19 protein-coding genes and 4 pseudogenes (1 of these 23 only partly in view) are annotated in these 19,660 nt (G+C 70.0%); 8 read left to right on the top strand and 15 right to left on the bottom strand.

What is annotated here, in order from left to right; translation table 11 throughout:
• Together WJ438_RS31630 and WJ438_RS31625 are read right to left on the bottom strand one after the other, a co-directional pair.
• Positions 1 to 401: the 5' portion of a DNA-3-methyladenine glycosylase gene (locus tag WJ438_RS31630; RefSeq protein WP_406728253.1), read on the bottom strand. Its footprint begins 211 nt before the window's first position; 401 of the gene's 612 nt are visible here — the first part of the coding sequence; its start codon is at positions 399 to 401; the stop codon falls past the left edge of the window.
• A 14-nt stretch (positions 402 to 415) separates the two neighbouring features.
• A pseudogene (locus WJ438_RS31625) lies at positions 416 to 673 on the bottom strand (DNA-3-methyladenine glycosylase); the annotation flags it as partial.
• A gap of 162 nt (positions 674 to 835) precedes the next feature.
• On the opposite strand from WJ438_RS31625, the gene WJ438_RS31620 reads away from it, so the two are divergent.
• From WJ438_RS31620 to WJ438_RS31610, 3 genes are all read left to right on the top strand, one after another.
• Complete coding sequence (locus tag WJ438_RS31620) at positions 836 to 1,618, top strand: sporulation protein (RefSeq protein WP_406728252.1); 783 nt, start codon at positions 836 to 838, stop codon at positions 1,616 to 1,618.
• A gap of 41 nt (positions 1,619 to 1,659) precedes the next feature.
• A complete protein-coding gene (locus WJ438_RS31615; protein ID WP_406728251.1) occupies positions 1,660 to 2,199 on the top strand; it encodes a YbhB/YbcL family Raf kinase inhibitor-like protein in 540 nt (179 codons plus the stop codon).
• Positions 2,200 to 2,397: 198 nt separating this feature from the next.
• Positions 2,398 to 2,904: an HNH endonuclease gene (locus tag WJ438_RS31610; protein ID WP_406728250.1), complete on the top strand. Its 507-nt coding sequence runs from the start codon at positions 2,398 to 2,400 to the stop codon at positions 2,902 to 2,904.
• Positions 2,905 to 3,044: 140 nt separating this feature from the next.
• On the opposite strand, the gene WJ438_RS31605 is transcribed toward WJ438_RS31610, so the two are convergent.
• From WJ438_RS31605 to WJ438_RS31595, 3 genes are all read right to left on the bottom strand, one after another.
• Positions 3,045 to 3,992, bottom strand: a complete 948-nt coding sequence (locus WJ438_RS31605) for an SPFH domain-containing protein (RefSeq protein ID WP_109383202.1) — start codon at positions 3,990 to 3,992, stop codon at positions 3,045 to 3,047.
• 190 nt (positions 3,993 to 4,182) lie between these two features.
• The gene (locus WJ438_RS31600) at positions 4,183 to 4,614 is read right to left on the bottom strand and encodes an NfeD family protein (protein WP_406728249.1); all 432 of its coding nucleotides are present in this window, start codon (positions 4,612 to 4,614) and stop codon (positions 4,183 to 4,185) included.
• A 105-nt stretch (positions 4,615 to 4,719) separates the two neighbouring features.
• Complete coding sequence (locus WJ438_RS31595; RefSeq protein ID WP_406728248.1) at positions 4,720 to 5,517, bottom strand: ABC transporter ATP-binding protein; 798 nt, start codon at positions 5,515 to 5,517, stop codon at positions 4,720 to 4,722.
• A gap of 152 nt (positions 5,518 to 5,669) precedes the next feature.
• Between WJ438_RS31595 and WJ438_RS31590 the strand changes: the two are divergent.
• Positions 5,670 to 6,457: pseudogene (locus WJ438_RS31590) on the top strand (hypothetical protein).
• Between the two features lie 92 nt (positions 6,458 to 6,549).
• Here WJ438_RS31590 and WJ438_RS31585 read toward each other — a convergent pair.
• The 3 genes and pseudogenes from WJ438_RS31585 to WJ438_RS31575 form a co-directional block, all read right to left on the bottom strand.
• Complete coding sequence (locus WJ438_RS31585; RefSeq protein WP_406728247.1) at positions 6,550 to 6,795, bottom strand: chaplin; 246 nt, start codon at positions 6,793 to 6,795, stop codon at positions 6,550 to 6,552.
• A gap of 196 nt (positions 6,796 to 6,991) precedes the next feature.
• On the bottom strand, positions 6,992 to 7,633 hold the full coding sequence (locus WJ438_RS31580; RefSeq protein WP_406728246.1) for a response regulator: 642 nt from the start codon (positions 7,631 to 7,633) through the stop codon (positions 6,992 to 6,994).
• A pseudogene (locus WJ438_RS31575) lies at positions 7,626 to 8,803 on the bottom strand (GAF domain-containing sensor histidine kinase). The gene WJ438_RS31580 and the pseudogene WJ438_RS31575 overlap by 8 nt, the downstream one beginning before the upstream one ends.
• A gap of 473 nt (positions 8,804 to 9,276) precedes the next feature.
• Here WJ438_RS31575 and WJ438_RS31570 point away from each other — a divergent pair.
• Positions 9,277 to 10,005 carry a transglycosylase SLT domain-containing protein gene (locus tag WJ438_RS31570; RefSeq protein ID WP_406728245.1) on the top strand — a complete coding sequence of 243 codons (729 nt, stop codon included), beginning with the start codon at positions 9,277 to 9,279 and terminating at the stop codon, positions 10,003 to 10,005.
• A gap of 113 nt (positions 10,006 to 10,118) precedes the next feature.
• Here the strand turns inward: WJ438_RS31570 and WJ438_RS31565 are convergent, their stop codons facing one another.
• Complete coding sequence (locus WJ438_RS31565; protein ID WP_406729866.1) at positions 10,119 to 12,659, bottom strand: FHA domain-containing protein; 2,541 nt, start codon at positions 12,657 to 12,659, stop codon at positions 10,119 to 10,121.
• Between the two features lie 242 nt (positions 12,660 to 12,901).
• Between WJ438_RS31565 and WJ438_RS31560 the strand changes: the two are divergent.
• A pseudogene (locus WJ438_RS31560) lies at positions 12,902 to 13,273 on the top strand (streptophobe family protein); the annotation flags it as partial.
• A 310-nt stretch (positions 13,274 to 13,583) separates the two neighbouring features.
• A complete protein-coding gene (gene serB / locus WJ438_RS31555) occupies positions 13,584 to 14,792 on the top strand; it encodes a phosphoserine phosphatase SerB (RefSeq protein WP_406728244.1) in 1,209 nt (402 codons plus the stop codon).
• Positions 14,793 to 14,940: 148 nt separating this feature from the next.
• Here the strand turns inward: serB and WJ438_RS31550 are convergent, their stop codons facing one another.
• The 4 genes from WJ438_RS31550 to WJ438_RS31535 all read right to left on the bottom strand — a co-directional run bounded on the left by WJ438_RS31550 (position 14,941) and on the right by WJ438_RS31535 (position 17,544).
• Positions 14,941 to 15,459 (bottom strand): SixA phosphatase family protein, encoded by a 519-nt coding sequence (locus tag WJ438_RS31550; RefSeq protein ID WP_406728243.1) that lies wholly within the window; start codon positions 15,457 to 15,459, stop codon positions 14,941 to 14,943.
• 65 nt (positions 15,460 to 15,524) lie between these two features.
• Positions 15,525 to 15,731 carry a hypothetical protein gene (locus WJ438_RS31545; protein ID WP_406728242.1) on the bottom strand — a complete coding sequence of 69 codons (207 nt, stop codon included), beginning with the start codon at positions 15,729 to 15,731 and terminating at the stop codon, positions 15,525 to 15,527.
• Positions 15,732 to 15,908: 177 nt separating this feature from the next.
• On the bottom strand, positions 15,909 to 16,025 hold the full coding sequence (locus tag WJ438_RS31540) for an SGM_5486 family transporter-associated protein (RefSeq protein WP_406728241.1): 117 nt from the start codon (positions 16,023 to 16,025) through the stop codon (positions 15,909 to 15,911).
• Between the two features lie 58 nt (positions 16,026 to 16,083).
• Positions 16,084 to 17,544, bottom strand: a complete 1,461-nt coding sequence (locus WJ438_RS31535; RefSeq protein WP_406728240.1) for a CynX/NimT family MFS transporter — start codon at positions 17,542 to 17,544, stop codon at positions 16,084 to 16,086.
• Between the two features lie 76 nt (positions 17,545 to 17,620).
• Here WJ438_RS31535 and WJ438_RS31530 point away from each other — a divergent pair, with 76 nt between their 5' ends.
• Entirely contained in the window at positions 17,621 to 18,313 is a 693-nt protein-coding gene (locus WJ438_RS31530; RefSeq protein WP_406728239.1) for a FadR/GntR family transcriptional regulator, read from the top strand.
• On the opposite strand, the gene WJ438_RS31525 is transcribed toward WJ438_RS31530, so the two are convergent.
• Together WJ438_RS31525 and fabI are read right to left on the bottom strand one after the other, a co-directional pair.
• Positions 18,291 to 18,683 (bottom strand): hypothetical protein, encoded by a 393-nt coding sequence (locus WJ438_RS31525; protein WP_406728238.1) that lies wholly within the window; start codon positions 18,681 to 18,683, stop codon positions 18,291 to 18,293. The two genes, WJ438_RS31530 and WJ438_RS31525, sit on opposite strands and share 23 nt — an antisense overlap.
• 207 nt (positions 18,684 to 18,890) lie before the next feature.
• Positions 18,891 to 19,658, bottom strand: coding sequence for an enoyl-ACP reductase FabI (gene fabI / locus WJ438_RS31520; RefSeq protein ID WP_406728237.1), 768 nt, complete (start codon positions 19,656 to 19,658; stop codon positions 18,891 to 18,893).
• Between the last annotated feature and the right edge of the window lie 2 nt (positions 19,659 to 19,660).

The raw sequence follows: 19,660 nt of genomic DNA, 5'->3' as shown, positions 1-19,660 counted from the left end.
ATGCCGAGCGCTTGGCAGAAGTTTCCCGGACCCCGCGCGAGACGTGGACTCTCGACCTTGCCCCCTCGCCGCTTGCGTGCCAGGTCTTCCCCTTCGATGACCCTGCCTGCCCGGATGAGGACAGCTGAGGCGAGGCCGTCTGCCCCGGTGACGATGTTGGCGCACCAGTGGAGACCGTGAGACCGGTAGACGTACAGGTGCCCTGCGGGCCCGAACATGACGGCGTTTCGGGGTGTCCTGCCTCGGTAGGCGTGGGAGGCGGGGTCGGCCGTACCGGAGTACGCCTCGGTCTCCGTGATGGTGATGCTCACGGTTCCCTCGGCGGTCTCGTGGGTGAGGGTGGCACCGAGCAGCTCGGGGGCGACTTCTTCAGCGGGGTGAGCGAGATTCATAATGTTCATGCTGACCGATTTGACATGCCGTAGGCGAAGTAGACGTATCCGCGCCCGGGGGGACCGACCATCACGCCGTTGCGGGCGGTACGCCCCCGATAGGCGTGGGAACCGGGATCGTCGGGACCGTCGTAGGCCTCGACCTCGGTCAGGCGGAGGGCGATCGGACCGTCCGGGGTGGTGCGTACGAGGACCCGGCCGAGCAGGTCGGGGGCGACCGCGAGGACAGGGCGGTCGAAGAACTTCCTGGGCAGGGGCGTACGGTCGGGGGTCGCGATCATGGCGTCCGAGCGTACTCCAGGCGGGTGCCGCCACGGGGTGGTCACCGGACGCCGCGCTTGCAAGGGTGACGGACACGGAACCGGCCAGGGCCGGATCGCGTTGTTAGGGATCAAAGGTCCACATGTGGCAACGACGCGATAGAGAACGACAAGGGGAGAGACATGGCGTTCAAGAAGCTGCTCGCGAGCCTGGGAGCCGGCGGGGCTTCGGTCGAGACGGTGCTGCACGAGGTCAACGTCGTTCCGGGTGGGGTCGTCCAGGGTGAGGTGCGGATCCAGGGCGGGTCCGTGAATCAGCAGATCGAGGGGCTGTCGGTCGGGCTGCAGGCCAAGGTCGAGGTGGAGAGCGGCGACGAGGAGTACAAGCAGAACATCGAGTTCACCAAGTCGCGGCTCGGCGGCGCCTTCGAGCTCCAGGCGGGCGCGGTGCACGCGGTGCCGTTCGGGCTGGAGATCCCGTGGGAGACGCCGATCACGATGATCGACGGGCAGTCGCTGCGCGGGATGAACATCGGCGTGACCACGGAGCTGGCGATCGCGCGGGCCGTGGACTCGGGTGACCTGGACCCGATCAACGTGCACCCGCTGCCGGCGCAGAAGGCGATCCTGGACGCGTTCATCCAGCTGGGCTTCCGGTTCAAGAGCGCGGACATGGAGCGCGGTCATGTCCGGGGGACGCGTCAGCGGCTGCCGTTCTACCAGGAGATCGAGTTCTTCCCGCCGCAGCAGTACCGGGGGCTGCACCAGGTCGAGCTGACCTTCGTGGCCGACGAGCAGGCGATGGACGTCGTGCTGGAGATGGACAAGAAGCCCGGTCTGTTCAGCGAGGGCAGCGACACCTTCCGGTCGTTCAAGGTGGGACTGAACGACTACCAGGGCACGGACTGGGCGGCGTACCTCAACCAGTGGCTGTCCGAGGTCGGCAGCAAGCGCAACTGGTTCTAGGCTCGGTTCCCACTGAACGCAAGCGATCAGGAGGTACCGAGGTGACCGAGCTCGAGCGACGTCCGCTCCCCCATGACTTCCACCCGCCCGTGCCGTTGTTCACGGTGACGAGCGAGGACGTCGAGGAGGGCGCGACGCTCCAGGACGCCCAGGCGAAGGCGGGCGGCAACACGTCGCCGCAGCTGCGCTGGTCGGGCTTCCCGCCGGAGACCAGGAGCTTCGCCGTGACCTGCTTCGACCCGGATGCCCCGACGGGCAGCGGATTCTGGCACTGGGTGGCGTTCGACATCCCGGTCTCGGTGACCGAGCTGCCGGCCGGCGCGGGCAGCGGCGGGTTCGAGGGACTGCCCGAGGGCGCGATTCAGGCGCGCAACGACTACGGCACCAAGGACTTCGGCGGGGCCGCGCCGCCCCCCGGGGACGGACCGCACCGGTATGTGTTCACGGTGTACGCCGTGGACCAGGAGAAGCTCGGCCCGGACTCGGACGCGTCCCCTGCCGTCGTGGGCTTCAACCTGCGGTTCCACACGCTCGCGCGGGCCCAGCTGATCGGTGAGTACGAGGTGCCCGCCGGTTCCTGAGCCGATCCCGGCGTTCACGGAACGTTTGCCCGCCCCTGGTCTTGGAATTGATCAGGGGCGGGCATTTTTGTTGCCGGGGGCGCGGGGGTCACCTCCCGTGGAAGCAGCAGATATTGCGTTGTCCATCTCGGCGTGCCCGGCCAGAGTTGATCCCAGCCCGCCGAGGGGTGGGCCGGTGCACACGGGAGGTGGGCTGGTATGCGGGACACCTTGGTACTGAACGCGAGCTTCGAGCCGCTGTCGACGGTGACGCTGAACCGAGCCGTCGTTCTGGTGCTCCAGGACAAGGCGGTCGTCGAGCAGGCCCACCCCGGACTGCGGATGCGGGGAGCCGAGGTGGACATACCCGTGCCACGGGTGATCAGGCTCTGCCAATACGTCAGGGTGCCGTTCCGAAGACGGGCGCCGTGGTCGAGGCGGGGTGTGCTGGTGCGGGACCGGCACCGGTGCGCGTACTGCGGGCGGCGGGCCACCACCGTCGACCACGTGGTGCCGCGGTCGCACGGCGGTCAGGACACCTGGCTGAACACGGTGGCCTCGTGCGCCGAGGACAACCACCGCAAGGCGAACCGGACTCCGGAGCAGGCGGGGATGCCGCTGCTGCGGCAGCCGTTCGAGCCGACGCCGGCGGACACGATGCTGCTCGCGCTGGCGAGAGACGATCTTGAGGCGCTGCCGGATTGGCTGGCACTGGGCGCGGCGTGAGGGTTTCGCCGTAGGGGCCTGGGTGGTTCCCGGCTGCGGGTTGTTCATGGCTGATCGCGCCCACGCGGCGGAGCCGCATGTCGATAGGGCCCCGCGCCCCTGGAGGGGGTGCGGGAAACTGTTCGTCGTGAGGGCGGCCGTCAGTCGATGGAGGGCTTCTCGCGGCGTTCCGTGGCACCGCCGGAGGCGCCGTTGCCGCCCGAACCGCCGCCCAGGCCACCGAAGTTACCCATGGCGCCGGAAAGTCCCTTGAGCGCGTCACCGATCTCACTGGGGACGATCCAGAGCTTGTTGGCGTCGCCCTCCGCGATCTTCGGGAGCATCTGGAGGTACTGGTAGGAGAGCAGCTTCTGATCGGGGTCGCCCGCGTGGATCGCCTCGAAGACCGTGCGGACGGCTTGGGCCTCGCCTTCGGCCCGGAGGGCGGCGGCCTTGGCCTCGCCCTCGGCGCGCAGGATCTGGGACTGCTTCTCGCCCTCGGCGCGCAGGATCTCGGACTGCCGGACACCTTCGGCCTGGAGGATCGCGGCGCGCTTGTCGCGGTCGGCGCGCATCTGCTTCTCCATCGAGTCCTGGATGGAGGTGGGCGGCTCGATCGCCTTGAGTTCGACGCGGTTGACGCGGATGCCCCACTTGCCGGTGGCTTCGTCGAGGACGCCGCGCAGGGCCGCGTTGATCTCCTCGCGGGAGGTCAGGGTGCGCTCGAGGTCCATGCCGCCGATGATGTTGCGCAGGGTGGTGACGGTGAGCTGCTCGATCGCCTGGATGTAGCTGGCGACCTCGTAGGTCGCGGCCCGTGCGTCGGTCACCTGGTAGTAGATGACGGTGTCGATGTTGACGACCAGGTTGTCCTGGGTGATCACCGGCTGCGGCGGGAACGGGACGACCTGTTCGCGCAGGTCGATCCGGTTGCGAATGGTGTCGATGAACGGGACGACGATGTTGAGGCCCGCGTTGAGTGTGCGTGTGTAGCGGCCGAAGCGCTCGACGATGGCGGCGCTGGCCTGCGGGATGACTTGGATCGTCTTGATCAGGGCGATGAAGACCAACACCACCAGGATGATCAGAACGATGATGATCGGTTGCATCGTCGGTTTCCCGAACCCTTCTTCGCCTCGGCGCCTTCGTCAGATCCTATGCCTGTTACGGATCTTGCTGGTCGAGTCTGACAGACCATCGTGCAACTCGGTGGCTGTTCGGCCCAGTTGTTGTCCTGTGTGAGCCAGTCGTGCGAGGGAGTGGGAGGTCGGGGGTGCGATGTCCGTCGGTCGTGCGGGGTCACATGACGATCGCCGTGGCTCCCTCGATCTCCACGACGTCCACTTCCTGGCCCACTTCGTAGGCGCGGTCGGCGTCGAGGGCACGTGCCGACCAGATCTCGCCGGCCAGCTTGATCCGGCCGCCGGAGCCGTCGACCCGCTCCAGCACGACGGCCTGCTTCCCCTTCAGGGCGTCGACGCCGCTGGCGAGGTGGGGGCGTTGTGCGCGTTGCCTGTTCGCGATGGGCCGTACGACGGCGATGAGAGCGGTCGAGACGACGGCGAAGACCACGACTTGGACCACGGCGCCGCCGCCGAAGATTCCGGAGACCACCGCCGCGGCGACGGCGCCCACCGCGAGCATGCCGAGTTCGGGCATCGCGGTGATCACCAGCGCGATGCCGAGTACCGCCGCGCCGATCAGCCACCACAGCCACGCATCGATGTCCACACGGTCATGGTAGGACCGCGCACCCGGTCACCGACAGGGCGCCGGAGCGTTTGAAAGAGCCTTCTCGGCCCGGTTTTTGAGTGGACGGAACCCACCCAGCCGGGTTCAGGCCATCGGGAGGCCCTGCGCGGTCCAGCGGTCGCCGACCTGCTCCACGACGAGCGGAAGGCCGAAGCAGAGGGAGAGGTTGCGGGAGGTGAGTTCGAGCTCCAGCGGACCGGCGGCCAGGATCTGGCCCTGACGGATCATCAGGACGTGGGTGAAGCCGGGGGCGATCTCCTCGACGTGGTGCGTGACCATGACCATGGAGGGGGCGATCGGGTCGCGGGCGAGACGGCCGAGGCGGCGTACGAGGTCCTCGCGGCCGCCCAGGTCGAGGCCGGCGGCGGGCTCGTCGAGGAGCAGCAGTTCGGGGTCGGTCATCAGCGCGCGGGCGATGAGGGTGCGCTTGCGTTCGCCCTCGGAGAGGGTGCCGAACCTGCGGTCCACGAATTCGGACATGCCGAGGCGGTCGAGGAAGGCGCGGGCGCGCTGTTCGTCGATGTCCTCGTACTCCTCCTGCCAGCCGGCGGTCATGCCGTAGGCGGCGGTCAGCACGGTCTGCAGGACCGTCTGACGCTTGGGGAGCTTGTCGGCCATGCCGTTCCCGGCGATGCCGATGCGCGGGCGCAGTTCGAAGACGTCGGTGCCGGGGGTGCCGAGGGTCTCACCGAGGATGGTGGCGGTGCCCTTGCTGGGGAACAGGTAACTGGAGGCGATGTTCAGCAAAGTGGTCTTGCCGGCACCGTTGGGGCCGAGGATGACCCAGCGCTCGCCCTCCTTCACCGTCCAGGAGACCTGGTCCACCAGAGCCCGGCCCTCGCGGACCACGGATACGTCCTGAAGCTCCAGAACATCGCTCATGAGCGCGTTGTCTCCCCTTGCAGTGTGGCCGGGTTCTCGGCTCTGTCGTACGCCTGTGGTCGGTCCGCCGCCCCCATGGGCGCAGCCCTCCATGAAATCTACGCCACCGGTCGGCCCGGACATCCCCTCGGCCCTGTCCTTAGGGTGGAGGCATGCTCTCGGAACCACGTTCAGGACGCCTCACCTCCTGGGGAAATGCCCTTATTGCCGGTCTTGTCTCGCCGGATGACGCCGTGCTCGCCATCGTCGGCGAGGACGCGGTGCACCGGGTGGAGGGGTTGCCGGGTGAGTCCGCGCCGGTGGGTCTCACGTTGGCGCTGGGGCGGCTGCGGACGCTCGGGGTGACCGGGCTGCGGGTCGCGCTGCCCACGCCGGGGCATCCGCTGGGGCTGAGCGGGCCGCCGGAGTTCAACGCGCGGGCGCTGGAGGCCGGGGAGGCGGTGGTCTGTCACGGGGCCGCCTTCGGGCTGGTGCCTCAGGTGCGGGAGGCCGGGCCCGCGGGTGATGTGCATGTGGAGGTCGTCTGGCACTGCCTGGCGGTGCGGGAGGCGCCGCCCGCCGACGTGCCCTCGCTCGGCGAGGCGGAGCGGGAGCTGGCGGAGGCCCTCAGGGAGGCGACCGAGGTGCTGACGCGGCTGGACGTGGCCGGCTGGGGCCGGTGGCCGAGGCGGCGATCGACGCGTACCGGGCCCGGGTGGAGCCGGGCCGTGAGGTGCTGGCGCCGGGGTATCCGCCGCGAGCGGTACGGGTGCTGGAGCTGGCGCGGCGGGTGGGGACGCTGGTCTCGCTGGCCGGTGCGAACGGGCACGGGGGCGCGGTGAGCGCGTCGGAGATGGCGGCGCGCGGGGAAGCCCTGCGGCCGGTGGAGCGGACGGCTCGGCGGGCGCAGGTAGCGGCGTACAACTCCGTGGTGGAGGAGCGGGAGCGGGGCGTCGGGTGAATCCCGGTCCGTTGGTGACCGGCGTGGGCGAACCGAGCGGCCTCCCGGGTGGGGCCGGGAGGCCGGGGGCGTCACCGGTCGGGTGACAGGCGTCAGCCGTTGACGGCCACGTTGCCGAAGGCGGGGTTCAGCAGGCCGATCACGTTGACGCTGTTGCCGGACACGTTGACCGGGACGTCGACCGGGGCCTGGATGACGTTGCCCGAGACGACGCCCGGGGAGCCCACGGCCTTGCCGCCGGCGTGCGCGCCGTCGGTGGCGGAGGCCATGCCCGTACCGGCGGCGAGCAGACCGCCGGCCACCATCGTCACGGCCGCTGCCTTCTTCAGGTTCTTCACTTCCGAGCCCTCCTCGCGGTCACCGCGGCAGGCGCCGCGGTACGCACTGGAGAACGGCGGAGGCCGAAGAAGGATGCGCCATTCGGGGGACACTCCCACGACAGTATGAATCTCGCACCGGAAGGGAACCGTCCGCCCGGCCCGGGACGTCACGGGTCGGCCTCCCTCCGGCTCACCCGCTCAGGTACTCAGCCGCTCAGCCGCTCAGGCCGTGGCGCACCGCCCACAGGGCGGCCTGGGTGCGGTCCGCCAGGTCGAGCTTCATCAGGATGTTCGAGACATGCGTCTTCACGGTCTTCTCGGAGAGGACCAGGGCGCGGGCTATCTCCCGGTTGGAGCGGCCGTCCGCTATGAGACCGAGCACCTCACGCTCCCGCTCCGTGAGCGAACCGGCACGGCCCTGGCCGGAATGAGTCTCCTCCTGGGCCAGCAGGGCGCCGGCGACCTCGGCCTGGAGGAGGACGTGCCCGGCGTGCACCGAGCGGATGGCTCCGGCGAGCGCGTCGGGGTCGATGTCCTTGTACACGTATCCGGCGGCGCCCGCACGCAGGGCCGGGACCACGGTGCGCTGCTCGGTGAAGCTGGTGACGATCAGCACGCGCGCGGGGTGGTCCAGTTCGCGGAGCCGGCGCAGGGCCTCCACGCCGTCCATGCCCGGCATCCTGACGTCCATCAGGATCACGTCGGGCCGCAGCTCCCCGGCGAGGGCGACTCCTTCGGCACCGTCCGCCGCCTCGCCGACGACCTCGATGTCGTCCTGCACCTCCAGAAAGGTGCGCAGGCCTCGGCGGACCACCTGGTGGTCGTCGACGAGCAGCACCCTGATCGCGTCAGCCACCGGGGACCTCCATCTCGATCGTGGTGCCCTTGCCGAGCGCCGATTCCACGGTCAGGCTGCCGCCGACCCCGCTCGCCCGGTCGCGCATGGAGACCAGGCCGAGATGACGTCCCGCGCGGCGGATGATCTGCGGGTCGAAGCCCTTGCCGTCGTCGGTGACCCGCAGGACGGCGCCACTGCCGAGGCGGCCCAGGGTGACGTCGACATGCTCTGCCTGCGAGTGCCGCAGGGCGTTGTGCAGCGCCTCCTGGGCGACGCGCAGTACGGCCTCCTCCTGCGCGGCGGGCAGGGCGCGCACACCGTGCCCGGTGAAGGTCACGCGCGCGGAGTGGGCACGGTCGAGGACCTGGATCTGGGTGCGGAGGGTGGCGACGAGGCCGTCCTCGTCGAGGGCCGCGGGGCGCAGCTCGACGACCGCGGCGCGCAGTTCGTCGGCGGCCTCGGCCGCCAGCGCGGCCACCTGCTGCAGCTCTCCCTTGGCCCGGGTCGGGTCGCGGTCCACGAGGCGGGCGGCCGCCTGGGCGGTGAGGCGCAGGGAGAACAGCTTCTGGCTGACGGCGTCGTGCAGCTCGTGGGCGAGGCGGGAGCGTTCCCCGGCGATGGTCAGTTCGCGGCTGCGCTCGTAGAGCCGGGCGTTGGTGAGGGCGATCGCCGCGTGCTGGGCCAGGATGCCGAGTACGTCCTCGTCGTCCTGGGTGAATCCGCAGGTGCCCTCGGGTGCGGGGCACGGGGGGCGGGAGGGGTCTCCCCCGCGGGACTCCGCTTGTTGGCGAGGAACAGGGCACCGATGACCTCGTCGCCGTCACGGATGGGCAGGCCCAGGAAGTCGACCAGGTCGGGGTGGGCACTGGGCCAGCCCTCGAAGCGGGGGTCCTTGCGTACGTCGGCGAGGCGCTGGGGTCCGTCCTCGCGGAGCATCGCGGCGAGGATGCCGTGCTGGCGCGGGAGGGGGCCTATGGCCTTCCACTGGTCGTCGCTGACCCCGTCGACCACGAACTGGGCGAAGCCGCCGTGGTCGTCGGGGACGCCGAGCGCGGCGTACTCCGCGTCGAGCAGTTCGCGGGCCGAGGCGACGATCGTCTTGAGGACGTCACGCACCTCGAGGTGCCTACTCATGGCCAGCAACGCGGTGCTCACCGCGGCGAGGCCGGACCGGGGGCCGTGGCTCATGTCCTCACGGTACCGGCGGGCACCGGCACCGCGGATCCGACCAGTGGCGGCGACGCCCCGGACCGGAGGTCCTAGGACCTCCGGTCCCCCAGGGGCGGCCCCGGGTCCTTTCGCGAGCGGCCCAGGTCTCACCGGACCCCTCACACAGAGCATTGCGCCAGCAACTACCGGTGAGAGCGACGACCGCCCGATGTGAGGCCGGGCATAGGGTGTACATCACGTACGAAGGTGAATAGGAGAAACATAACGGGCACTTGAGCGGCGCGGATAGTCCACTCTGCACCGCTTTGCCCTCCCCCGATCCACTACCCGGCTTCGTACATCACATCTTTGCCTCGCTATTTTGCGGCCGCTAAGAATGGCTGCCGTCGCTCAGCGCCGTGGGTTCCGCCCGCGGCGTTCGTGCCGGAGAAGCCCCTGTTCCCCACCGGACGCTGAGCGACCTCCGCGCTATTCGAAGAGGTCCCTCACCCATGTCGAAGAACTTCCTCGCCCGAGGCCACATTCGTGCTCTGAACCGCCATCACAAGATCGTCGTCGCCGGTGTCGCCGCCCTCGGTGCCACCGCCATCGCTTTCTCGGCCACGCCGAGCAACGCGTCGACGACCCTCACGAGCGAGGCCGCTTCCACCGCGCAGGTCGCCTACAGCACCGAGCCGATCAAGGACGTCAAGGGCACCGTCACCGACCAGCTCGCCGCCTCCGGTGTGAAGACCGAGCAGATCGCGACGAAGAAGCAGGCCGCGGCCGACGCCGCCGCCAAGAAGAAGGCCGACGCGGCTGCCGCGAAGGAGCAGGCCGAGAAGGAGCGCGAGGCCGAGGAGGCCGCCAGCCGCTCCGCGCAGCGGGCCGAGGTCGACAAGGCCGCCCCGCAGACCTACGGCAACAACCTGGACGGCTGGATCCGCGAGTCCCTGGACATCATGAAGAAGCGTGGTATCCCGGGTTCGTACGAAGGCATCCACCGCAACATCATCCGGGAGTCCTCGGGCAACCCGAAGGCCATCAATCTCTGGGACATCAACGCCAAGAACGGCATCCCGTCCAAGGGGCTGCTGCAGGTGATCCCGCCGACGTTCGCGGCGTACCACGTCCCGGGCACGTCGAAGGACATCTACGACCCGGTCGCGAACATCACCGCCGCCTGCAACTACGCGGCCGACCGCTACGGCTCCATGGACAACGTCTACAGCGCGTACTGAGGTCGGCGCGGACCTCTTCACGCGACCTGACGCGAACGGATACGCCGAAGGGCGGCACCCTCCTGACGGGGTGCCGCCCTTCGGGGCGTACGGCGCGCGAACGGCCTCTCCGGTTACTTGCGCATGACCTCGGGCTCGTGGCGGCGCAGGAAGCGGGCCACGAAGAAGCCGCAGATCACGCCGAGGACGATGAGCGCGCCCATGTCCATGAACCAGGCCCCCGCCGTGTGCTCCCACAGCGGGTCGGGGTCACCGGCGGTCTCCGGCGGGCTGATCTTGTTGAGGTCCAGCGTGGCGCCGGAGGCGGCGACCGCCCACCGCGACGGCATCAGGAACGAGAACTGGTTGACGCCGATCGAGCCGTGCAGCGCGAACAGACAGCCGGTGAAGACGACCTGGATGATCGCGAACATCACCAGCAGCGGCATGGTCTTCTCGGCGGTCTTCACCAGCGAGGAGATGATCAGACCGAACATCATCGAGGTGAAGCCGAGCGCCATGATCGGGATGGACAGCTCCAGCAGCGTGAAGCCGCCGAGGACCAGCCCCTCCTCGGGAAGCTCCCGGCTGGAGAAGCCTATGATGCCGACCATCAGTCCCTGCAGCACGGTGATCGTGCCGAGCACGAACACCTTGGACATCAGATACGCCGAGCGGGACAGGCCGGTCGCGCGTTCCCGTTCGTAGATGACCCGTTCCTTGATCAGCTCACGTACGGAGTTCGCGGCACCGGCGAAGCAGGCGCCGACCGCGAGGATCAGCAGGACCGTGGTCGCCGTGCCGTTCGGGATGATCCGGCCGGTCTGCGGGTGGGGCGGGTTCGGCAGCAGCCCCTTGTCGGCGTCGATGAGCAGGCTGACCGCGCCGAGGACGGCCGGCAGGATCACCGTCAGGGCGAGGAACCCCTTGTCGGAGACGATCACCGAGATGTAGCGGCGCACCAGTGTGACGAACTGCGACATCCAGCCCTGCGGCTTCGGCGGCTTCATCGCCTGCATCGCCGGGACCTGTACGGACTGCGGCGCGACCGCGTCGATGTCCGCTGCGTACATCTGGTAGTGCTGCGAGCCCTTCCAGCGGCCTGCCCAGTCGTAGTCGCGGTAGTTCTCGAAGGCGGAGAAGACGTCGGCCCAGGTGTCGTAGCCGAAGAAGTTCAGCGCCTCCTCGGGCGGACCGAAGTAGGCGACCGAACCTCCGGGTGCCATCACCAGGAGCTTGTCGCAGATCGCCAGCTCGGCCACCGAGTGGGTGACGACGAGGACGGTGCGCCCGTCGTCGGCGAGCCCGCGCAGCAGCTGCATGACATCGCGGTCCATGCCCGGGTCGAGGCCCGACGTCGGCTCGTCGAGGAAGATCAGCGACGGCTTGGTGAGCAGTTCCAGCGCCACCGAGACCCGCTTGCGCTGGCCGCCGGAGAGCGACGTGACCTTCTTGTCCTTGTGGATGTCCAGCTTCAGCTCGCGCAGCACCTCGTCGATGCGGGCGTCGCGCTCGGTGGCCGTGGTGTCGGCAGGGAAGCGGAGCTTGGCCGCGTACGCGAGCGCCTTCTTGACGGTCAGTTCCTTGTGCAGGATGTCGTCCTGCGGGACCAGACCGATGCGCTGGCGCAGTTCGGCGAACTGCTTGTAGAGGTTCCGGTTGTCGTAGAGGACCTCGCCCTGGTCGGCGGGCCGGTACCCGGTGAGCGCCTTGAGCAGGGTGGACTTGCCGGAGCCGGACGGGCCGATGACCGCGATCAGTGACTTCTCCGGAACGCCGAAGGAGACGTCCTTGAGGATCTGCTTGCCGTCGTCGACCGTGACGGTGAGGTGGCGGGCCGAGAAGGACACCTCACCGGTGTCGACGAACTCCTCGAGCCGGTCGCCGACGATCCGGAACGTCGAGTGGCCGACGCCCACGATGTCGGCCGGGCCGAGCAGTTGCGTGCCGCCCTTGGCGATCGGCATACCGTTGACATAGGTGCCATTGTGCGAACCCAGGTCGCGGATCTCCATGCGACCGTCGGGCGTCGAGTGGAACTCGGCGTGGTTGCGGGAGACCTGGAGGTCGGAGACGACCAGGTCGTTCTCCAGGGCACGGCCTATCCGCATCACGCGGCCGAGCGAGAACTGGTGGAACGTGGTCGGACTGCGGTCGCCGTACACCGGCGGCGCCCCCGCCGCGCCACCGGGTCCCTGCTGCTGCGGGACATACGGCGCGGGCTGCTGCGGCACCGACTGCTGCTGCCAGCCGGCCTGTGCTCCCGGCTGCTGCCTCTGATGCTGCATCTGCTGCTGCCCCTGCTGGACCCAACCCGGGTTCGCCCCCTGTACCCCCTGCGCGGCGTACGGCTGCTGCGGCTGTGCCTGCGGCGAGGCGGCCGCAGCACCGGACAGGGTCACGCGCGGCCCGTCGGTCGCGTTGCCCAGGTTCAGCGCCGCGCCGGAGCCGATCTCCAGATGATGGATCCGCTGCCCCTGCACGAACGTGCCGTTGGTGCTGCCGTGGTCCTCGACGACCCAACTGCGGCCGTTGAAGCTGACCGTGACGTGTCGCCAGGACACCCTGGCGTCGTCCACCACGACATCCCCCTGCGGATCGCGTCCCAGGGTGTACGACCTGGACGGATCGAGCGTCCAGGTCCGTCCGTTTGATTCCAGTACGAGTTCCGGCACTCCATGCCCCACTGAGTTGTCCCCCGAATTTCCCCCGTCGCAGGGAGTCTAGGGATGTCGAACATCGGGGGGAACTATTTCAGGCTCGGCCCCCGGACCGAAAGCCGGGCCGTGTAAAGGGGGCTCTCGGACGCTTTCAGCACTTCCGTTGACGGGGTGGAAACCGGACCGGAGAGCGGTAATCCACGCGAGGGGGACATGCGCGGCCACCGCGTGCCGCGCCGCGGATCGGGGGGTCTGCCATGAGTGCTGCCACGGGTGTCGGTACCGCGGGGCACGGCACGCGCGTGCCGTGGGTGGATGTCGTGATGTCCGCGGTCGCCGCGGTGAGCTGGACGCTGATCGGGAGGGCGGGGACGGCGGCGCTCGGGTTGCGTCTGCTGGACGCGGACTCGGCGGATTCGCTGGGGCCGATGACGGCCGCGGTGGTGGCTCCGGCGGCCGGCGGCCCGGTCACGCCGTCCGGCGGGGTGTCGGCGTTCGGGCTGTCGGGCGCGGAGGCGAGCACGGCCGTCGGGGTCACGCCGCTGGGGGTGAGTCCGGTGGGCGCGCTGCTGCTGTCGTACTTCTTCCTGCGGTCGCTGCGGGCGGCGGGCGCCGTCCCCTCCCCGGCACCGCGCCACCCCGGCGGGGGCCGGTAGGGCAGGCGGCGCCCAAGGCGTGTAACGGCCTCACCCGCGATGGAGAGTGGATCAGCGAGCGGCGTCATGCGGCTTCGAATTCCAAGGCGGAGGAGGAAAGCGACGCGGAGCGTCGGTGACCGCCGACCACACCGGAGGCGGAGTCGCAGGGCGTCGGGAGCCCGCTCTCCGTCGCGGGTGAGGCCGCAAGGTCCGGGACACCTCGGCGACGCCGAGAGTTCGCTGTCCGCCAGACGGACCTCGGGCGCGCAGGGCACTGCGTGCCCGATACGGTAAGAACACCATGAACGCATCGCAGACCTCGGACGTTCCCACACTCCTCGTCAAGATCTTCGGCAAGGACCGGCCCGGCATCACGGCCGGTCTCCTCGACACCCTCGCCGCCTACTCCGTCGACGTGGTCGACATCGAGCAGGTCGTCACCCGTGGCCGAATCGTGCTGTGCGTGCTCGTGACCCAGCCGGCGCAGGGGCTGGAGGGCAATCTGCGGGCGACCGTCCACAACTGGGCCGAGTCGATGAAGATGCAGGCGGAGATCATCTCCGGCATCGGCGACAACCGTCCGCGCGGACTCGGCCGTTCCCTGGTCACCGTGCTGGGTCACCCCCTCACCGCCGAGACCGCGGCGGCGATCGCCGCGCGGATCACGAAGACCGGCGCCAACATCGACCGTGTCTTCCGGCTCGCCAAGTACCCAGTGACCGCGGTGGAGTTCGCGGTGTCCGGCGTGGAGACGGAACCGCTGCGCACCGCCCTGGTGACCGACGCGTCGAAGCTCGGGGTCGATGTCGCCGTCGTCGCGGCCGGTCTGCACCGCCGGGCCCAGCGCCTGGTCGTCATGGACGTGGACTCCACACTCATCCAGGACGAGGTGATCGAGCTCTTCGCCGCCCATGCCGGCTGCGAGGACAAGGTCGCCGAGGTGACCGAGGCGGCGATGCGCGGGGAACTGGACTTCGAGGAGTCGCTGCACGCGCGTGTGCGACTGCTGGCGGGGCTGGACGCCTCCGTGGTGGACAAGGTGCGCAGCGAGGTACGGCTGACACCGGGTGCCCGCACCCTGGTCCGCACGCTGAAGCGGCTCGGCTACCAGGTGGGCGTGGTCTCCGGGGGGTTCACCCAGATCACGGACGATCTGAAGGAGCGGCTGGCGCTGGACTTCGCCCATGCCAACACCCTGGAGATCGTCGACGGAAAGCTGACCGGCCGGGTCATGGGCGAGATCGTGGACCGCCCGGGCAAGGCGCGGCTGCTGCGCCGGTTCGCGGCCGAGGCGGGGGTTCCGCTGTCGCAGACCGTGGCGATCGGCGACGGCGCGAATGACTTGGACATGCTCAATTCGGCGGGTCTCGGGGTCGCGTTCAACGCCAAGCCGGTGGTGCGCCAGGCGGCCCACACCGCGGTGAACTTCCCCTTCCTGGACACGGTCCTGTATCTGCTGGGCATCACGCGCGAAGAGGTCGAGGCTGCGGACATCCTGGACCTGGACTGAGCCGCGCGCGGGCCTGCGGTACCCGGTCCGCGAGCATCCGGTTCCAGGCCTTGCGGTGCACGGGCCGTGCGGGGCCCGGCGCCGGGTCGACGCCGGTCGGTGCCGGGCCCCTCTGTCATGGCGCGTGGGTCATGTCATGGCGCGTGGGTCACTCGCTGGGTGCCCAGTAGTCGAGCAGAGTGGCGCCCCCGGGCTCGAGGGACTTCCAGGAGCCGGTGAAGGACAGCACGGCGAAGGCGGCGGCGGGATAGCCACGACGACTCATCCGCTCGCCCGCGTCCCCCTCGGCCGACCCGGAGAGGATCTCGGCGGCTCCCTGGACGCCGGGATTGTGGCCGACCAGAAGCACGTTCTGCGCGTCGTCGGGGGTCTCGTTCAGCAGGGTGATCAGCTCACCGGGCGAGGCCTCGTAGATCCGCTCCTCGTAGACCGTCTTCGGGCGCTGCGGGAACTCGTGAACCGCGATTTTCCACGTCTCCCGGGTCCTGGTCGAGGTGGAGCAGAGGGCCAGATCGAACGCGATGGCGGTGTCGGCGAGCTTGCGTCCGGCGACTGCGGCGTCCATCCTGCCGCGCTCGGCGAGTGGGCGCTCGTGGTCGGTCACCGGTGGCCAGTCGGCCTTCGCATGCCGGAAAAGGACAATCCTGCGGGGTTCTGCGACGCTCATGGGAACCAGCTTCGCATGAAACAGGCCATGAGGCGCAGGTAGTTGACGGCCGCTTCCAGCGGTGCTCAGCGGGTTATGAACTGCTGAGCACGCTCGAGGAGGTGGGTGATCCCGGGCTCGGCGGTCGTCGCGTGCGCGTCGGCGGGGTTCAGGATCAGGGCGAGCAGCGCGACGAAGGCGAGTGTGGGCAGGGCGAGGGCCCACCACGGCAGCCGGCCGTCGACGCCGCCCCGGAGTACCGGGTGGGTCCGGGTGTGGGTGCGCGCCAACATGGGGGGCTCCGCTCTTCGAGTGCTTCGTGCCGCGTCTCGCGGCCACCTCTCGAAGGTATGTACTCCTCGGCCCTCGATCCATCCGGTGACCCACCCAGTTGACCCTGAGCCCGGCCCCCTAGGGGACAGGGGTGCCAGCACCGCCATGGCCCCCGGACAGGGCCGGCGCCGGGGGCGTCACGGCGCGAGGATGCTCGCGATCACACCGATGACGATGAAGATGACGAAGAACGTGCCGAAGACGAGCAGCAGCTTCTTCTGGCCGTTCTGCGGGTTCGGGTCGAGGACTGGCATGGGGCAAGTCTCGCACCTGTCACCGCTGCGGCGCGCCCCGGGGTCGGACGGAGCGGGCTCAGCGAGCCGCCGCCTCTTCCTCCACCGTGCGGTCACGGCCCGCCAGGACACCGGCGATCATCTGCGGGATCATCAGGCCGGCCATGAGCGCGAGCGGTAGGCCCCAGCCACCGCTGTGCTGGTAGAGCACGCCCACCAGAAGGGGGCCCGGGATGGAGATCAGATAGCCAACGCTCTGGGCGAAGGCCGACAGCTTGGCCACGCCCGCGCCGGACCTGGCCCGCATCCCGACCATGGTGAGCGCGAGGGGGAAGGCGCAGTTGGCGATGCCCAGCAGCAGCGCCCAGGCCAAGGCCCCGGCGGCCGGTGCGAAGTACAGACCGGCGTAGCCGACCAGGCCGCTCCCGCCGAGCACGAGCACGATCGGGCCCTGCTGCGGCAGGCGCGTGGCGAGGCGCGGGATGACGAAGGCGAGCGGCACGCCCATCACCATGATGAACGCGAGCAGCAGCCCGGCCGTGCTCGCGGGCACGCCCGCGTCCCGGAAGATCTGCGCCATCCAGCCCATGGTGATGTAGGCGACGGTCGCCTGGAGCCCGAAGAAGACGGCCAGCGCCCAGGCGGTCCGGCTGCGGGTGATGCGCACCTCGGGCGCCGACGCGCCCGACGACGCCGCCACGCCCGCGGACGACGGCTCGGGCGACCTCTCCCGCGCCGCGTCCTCCCCCGGTGTGTGCTGCTCCGGCGAGCGCTCCTCGCGGGCAGGTCGGGTCGCCGGCTCACGCCTCGGCCGTACCCGCACGAGGGCCCGCTCGGCCGGTGGCCTGCCCCGCTTTCCCACGAACGGGATCCAGGGCAGTACGGCGGCCGCGGCGAGCGCCGCCCACAGGGCGAGTCCCGACCGCCAGTTCCCGCCCAGTGCCTCGGTCAGCGGCACGGCCACCGCGGCGGCCGCGGCCGTGCCCAGGGCGAGGGCCATGGAGTACAGGCCGGTCATGGAGCCGACCCGGTCCGGGAACCATTGCTTGACGATGACCGGCATCAGGACGTTGCTGACGGCGATGCCCATGAGCGCGAGGGCACTGGCGGCCAGGAAGCCCGCCGTGCCTCCCGTGAACGGGCGTATCAGCAGGCCCGCGCCGATGGCGGCCATGCCGGCGCACACCACCGCGCCCGGTCCGAAACGGCGGGCCAGCCGCGGGGCTGTGACGCCGAAGACGGCGAAGCACAGTGGGGGCACGGAGGTGAGCAGCCCGGTCACGCTGCCGCTCATGCCGAGGTCGGTCCGGACCTCCTCGAGCAGCGCGCCGAGGCTGGTGATGGCGGGGCGGAGGTTCAGCGCCGCCAGCACGATGCCGACGACGAGCAGCCGCATCGTCCACGCGCGCGGGGCGGTACCCCCGGTTTCCGGATCGCCGGTCTTCCGGGCTTCGGTCTCCCGGACTTCGGACGGAGCCGCCATGCGTACGGTCGTGGACTTGAGCGTCCGGGTTTCCTCACCAGCCATGAGGTACATCATAGAATCATAGGATGATTGGTTGTCCATGCCGAGGCTGCCGTCCGACGCCGGTGCCCTTGCTGCGCGGAGGTGTGTCATGTCCCTGAGCCACCCCCGTCGTTCTGTGCTGTCCGAGCAGGTCATCGCCGCTCTGCGCGCCCAGATCACCTCGGGCGAGTGGCCGGTCGGCTCCCGCATTCCGACCGAGCCGGAGCTGGTCGAGCAGCTCGGGGTGGCGCGCAACACAGTCCGCGAGGCCGTGCGCGCGCTGGCACACAACGGGCTGCTGGACATCCGCCAGGGCTCGGGCACGTATGTCGTCACCACGAGCGAGCTGGCCGGGGTGATGCAGCGCCGTTTCGCCGACGCCGACCCCGGGCACATCGCGGAACTGCGCTCCACCCTGGAGTCGTCCGCGGCGCGGCTGGCCGCCGAGCGGCGCACCGAGAAGGACCTCAAACAGCTCGCCACCCTGCTGCTGCACCGTGAGGAGGCCTGGGAGTCGGGTGCGGCGGAGCAGTTCGTGGCGGCGGACACGACGTTCCACCTGGCCGTCGTGGCGGCGTCGCACAACGACGTGCTGACCGCGCTGTACGCGGACCTGAGCGAGGTGCTGCGGGACTGGCTGCGCGACGACGTCGGCCAGGAGCTGACCCCGGAGACTCACACGGACCACTCGCGGCTGCTGGACGCGATCCGCGCGGGCGACGCGGCGACGGCGGCCGAGGAGGCCGCCGCCCACTCGCTGGTGTGCCGTCCGGGGCGGTTCAGTCCGCCTTCCGGTGGCTGATCCACACGGCCCGGACCTCCTTCCAGCAGCGTCCGGTCAGCCGCACGGTCTGTGCGGGTGCGGCGGCCACCGGGGCGCTGTCGCTGTCGAGGTCCCACCATTGGACGCACTCGATGTGCAGGCTCACGTGGTCGGTGTCCGGATAGGGGTTGTGGCAGTACGCGGTCACCCGGGAGCCGTCGGTCTCGATCCGGCAGGCGGCTCCGAACGGATCGTCGGACTCCGCGCCGTCGGACGACGACCCGGCGGCCGGCTGCACGCGCGCGTGCGACGTCGCCTCGTGCGGCATCGCCTCGTACGCCAGGGCGGGCACGAGAGCGATGCCGACAGCGACGGTGAAGGTCACTGAGGCCAGGCGGTGGAAGCGCACAAGGGGGACCTCCTCGGCCGTGCTGGGAGGGAGATCAGGCGGGGATCACGCGGTGTACGCGTACTCCACAGTGACCTGTTGCTCCACAATGACCTGCCGGCGCCGCGCACCGCCTGCCCTGCTGAGCCGAACGGGTGACGTGCCGAGGGCCCGCACCCCTCCCGGGTACGGGCCCTCGCAGGCCGCTTCGGGCCAGATCGGCGACGCTCAGGCGCCGATGGCGTGCAGACCGCCGTCCACGTGGACGATCTCGCCCGTGGTCTTCGGGAACCAGTCGCTCAGCAGGGCGACGGCACCGCGGCCGGCCGGCTCCGGGTCCTTCAGGTCCCACTCCAGCGGGGCACGGGTGTCCCACACGGTGGCCAGCTCGCTGAAGCCCGGGATGGACTTGGCGGCCATGGAGCCGATCGGGCCCGCCGAGATCAGGTTGCAGCGGACGTTCTGCTTGCCCAGGTCACGCGCCACGTAACGGCTGGTCGCCTCCAGGGCGGCCTTGGCCGGGCCCATCCAGTCGTACTGCGGCCAGGCGTACTGCGCGTCGAAGGTGAAGCCGACGACGGACCCGCCGTTCTGCATCAGCGGCAGGCAGGCCATGGTCAGCGACTTCAGGGAGAACGCCGAGACGTGCATGGCCGTGGCGACCGACTCGAACGGCGTGTTGAGGAAGTTGCCGCCGAGCGCGTCCTGCGGCGCGAAGCCGATGGAGTGCACGACGCCGTCGAGGCCGCCGAGCTCCTCGCCCACGACGTCCGCGAGGCGGCCCAGGTGCTCCTCGTCGGTCACGTCGAGCTCGATGACCTTGGTGGGCTTGGGGAGCTTCTTGGCGATGCGCTCGGTCAGCGTGGGCCGCGGGAACGCGGTCAGGATGATCTCGGCGCCCTGCTCCTGGGCCAGCTTGGCCGTGTGGAAGGCGATGGAGGACTCCATCAGCACACCGGTGATCAGGACGCGCTTGCCCTCGAGAATTCCGCTCATGT

Origin of the sequence: Streptomyces sp. GD-15H (assembly GCF_045291515.1) — a bacterium.
Lineage (GTDB): Bacteria > Actinomycetota > Actinomycetes > Streptomycetales > Streptomycetaceae > Streptomyces.
The sequence above is the reverse complement of the archived record's forward strand: the minus strand, read 5'-3'. Positions and strand labels throughout refer to the sequence as shown.

Coding starts and splice junctions, on each gene's coding strand:
- WJ438_RS31620 (WP_406728252.1), top strand. CDS start 836: ATGGCGTTCAAGAAGCTGCTCGCGAGCCTGGGAGCCGGCGGGGCTTCG.
- WJ438_RS31610 (WP_406728250.1), top strand. CDS start 2,398: ATGCGGGACACCTTGGTACTGAACGCGAGCTTCGAGCCGCTGTCGACG.
- WJ438_RS31605 (WP_109383202.1), bottom strand. CDS start 3,992: ATGCAACCGATCATCATCGTTCTGATCATCCTGGTGGTGTTGGTCTTC.
- WJ438_RS31595 (WP_406728248.1), bottom strand. CDS start 5,517: ATGAGCGATGTTCTGGAGCTTCAGGACGTATCCGTGGTCCGCGAGGGC.
- WJ438_RS31570 (WP_406728245.1), top strand. CDS start 9,277: ATGTCGAAGAACTTCCTCGCCCGAGGCCACATTCGTGCTCTGAACCGC.
- serB (WP_406728244.1), top strand. CDS start 13,584: ATGAACGCATCGCAGACCTCGGACGTTCCCACACTCCTCGTCAAGATC.
- WJ438_RS31550 (WP_406728243.1), bottom strand. CDS start 15,459: ATGAGCGTCGCAGAACCCCGCAGGATTGTCCTTTTCCGGCATGCGAAG.
- WJ438_RS31545 (WP_406728242.1), bottom strand. CDS start 15,731: ATGTTGGCGCGCACCCACACCCGGACCCACCCGGTACTCCGGGGCGGC.
- WJ438_RS31540 (WP_406728241.1), bottom strand. CDS start 16,025: ATGCCAGTCCTCGACCCGAACCCGCAGAACGGCCAGAAGAAGCTGCTG.
- WJ438_RS31535 (WP_406728240.1), bottom strand. CDS start 17,544: ATGATGTACCTCATGGCTGGTGAGGAAACCCGGACGCTCAAGTCCACG.
- WJ438_RS31530 (WP_406728239.1), top strand. CDS start 17,621: ATGTCCCTGAGCCACCCCCGTCGTTCTGTGCTGTCCGAGCAGGTCATC.
- fabI (WP_406728237.1), bottom strand. CDS start 19,658: ATGAGCGGAATTCTCGAGGGCAAGCGCGTCCTGATCACCGGTGTGCTG.